Below are 2,015 nucleotides of genomic sequence, written 5' to 3'. Positions count from 1 at the left end.
CAACGCGGCGCGCAGTGCCGACACGTCGAGCTCACCCGACAGCCGCAACACGATGGGCATGTTGTAGGTCGGGCTCGGTCCTTCGAGCTGCTGCAGGAACCACAACTGCCGCTGCGGGAAGGAAAGCGGAAGCACATCCGGCCGCTCAGCCTCCCGCACCCGCGACCGGACCGCCCGCGCACCCTCCAGCCGCTCCGCCAGGCGTGCGACCGTGCGTGCCTCCAGCAGCGCACCGATCGACACGTCCACATCCAGAACGGAACGCACACGGCTCATGAGACGTGCGCCAAGGAGGGAGTGGCCTCCGAGGTCGAAGAAGCTGTCGTCGGCACCGACGTGTTCCACACCGAGGATGTCGGCGAACAGGCCGCACAGGATCTTCTCGCGCACCGTTCGCGGAGCACGGCCACCGCCGGCGGCCACGGCCTGCGGCGCCGGCAGGGCGCGGCGGTCCACCTTCCCGTTCGCCGTCAGCGGGAATGCGTCCAGAACCACTACCGCCGATGGCACGCAGTACTCCGGCAACAGCCCCGCCGCGAACTCCCGCACCTGGGCGGCGCTCAGCCGTGCCCGGTCGTGGGCCGGGACATTGGCGAGGGCGGAGCTGCCTCCCGTGTGCCGCGCCGGTAGCCGGGTTCCGACGAGCGCGGCGCCCTGCGCTGTGTCACGGCGGACGAGCAGCACGTCCAGTGCAGAACTCGGGCCGGCGTCGCCGTCGGCCGAGGTGAGAACGGTGCGGTAGCCGTGGCGCTCGGCCAGTTCGGCGAGGAGGGCGGGTACGAGGGGCGGCTCGGGGAGCGCGACGGTGGCATCGACGGCCGCCTTGAGCCCCGCCGCGTCCGTCGCGTGGGCGAGGGCATCGACGAGGGCATGCGGGATGGTGAGCCGGGCGTACGGGACTCCGGTCACCCGCAGGCAGGCGGGGAGGGCGGCCTCCGGAGCCGCCAGGGCCGCGGTCAGTTCGTCCCGTGCCGTGGAGCCGTCGCCGGCCCAGGGGACCGACGGTGCACCGGCGGCGTCGACGATGTCCAGCCCGCGTTGGTGCAGCACGACGTCGTACCGGTAGCGCGTCAGCTCGTTGGAGGCAGCACGCGGCTTGACCCGGATGTCGGCACCCGCGAGGGTCGGGTGCGTTTCGGCGTAGTTCTGGAAGTACTGCGGGTCCAGGAGGAGTTCCTCCTCCTCGGCGACGGCGCCGCGCACGTCCTGTCGCAGGGTCTCGGGCGCGGCAGGTTCGCGGAGGGCACGCAGTGCGCGCTCGGTCTGGAACTGTTCCAAGAGGCGGAGGTTGCGTACGTCGCCGACGACGACGCGTCCGCCCTCTCGCGTCAGGTCGACGACGCGGGCAAGGACGTCGTCGAGGTACGCGGCCGATGGGAAGTACTGGACGACGGAGTTGAGGACGACGACGTCGAAGAAGCCGGCCGGAAGGCCGTCCGTGACGTGGGCGGGCCGGGCGAGGAGGGTGACGCGGTCGGCGTGCTCGTGTCCCTCGATGCTCCGGCTGAGCCTCTCGATCGCGGTCTCCGAGATGTCGGTGCCCCAGTACTCCTCGCTGAGCGGGAGCAGCCGGGACAACACCATGCCGTTGCCGACGCCGATTTCCAGAATGCGCTTCGGCTTCAGCTCGGTGATGAGCTCTGCGGTGTCCTCCAGCCATTCGGTCATTTCGTCGTCAGGGATGAGGCCGCCGTCATAGCTGTTGTGCCAGCCGACGAATCCCGCGCCGAAGTCTTCCGCCTGCGCCGATTCGTATGACGACTCGAAGACGGACTTCCAGTCGTCGACCTGCTCCACCGCGTCGGAGGCGGATGCGCGGGACGTGTCGCGTGCGGGGGTGACGTAGGCGACGAGTCGGCGGTCGTCGGTGTGGTCTTCCCGGACGCAGACCACTGCTTGGCCGACGCCGGGGCAGGATGATACGGCTGCTTCGACTTCGCCGAGTTCGATGCGGTGTCCGCGGATCTTGACCTGGTCGTCGATGCGGCCGACGAACTCCAATTGGCCGTCCGCGC

General features: G+C 70.2%; 1 protein-coding gene. It reads right to left on the bottom strand.

Features of this window, described 5'->3' with window-relative positions:
* Positions 1 to 2,015, bottom strand: a 2,015-nt coding sequence (locus ACFWBY_RS36605; RefSeq protein WP_385409759.1) for a phosphopantetheine-binding protein, incomplete at both ends; no start/stop codon positions are given.

Source organism: Streptomyces sp. NPDC060049, from assembly GCF_042736715.1.
In the GTDB taxonomy this organism is placed as follows: Bacteria; Actinomycetota; Actinomycetes; order Streptomycetales; family Streptomycetaceae; genus Streptomyces.
Note: the sequence above shows the minus strand (reverse complement) of the source record. Positions and strands in the feature narration are given on the sequence as shown.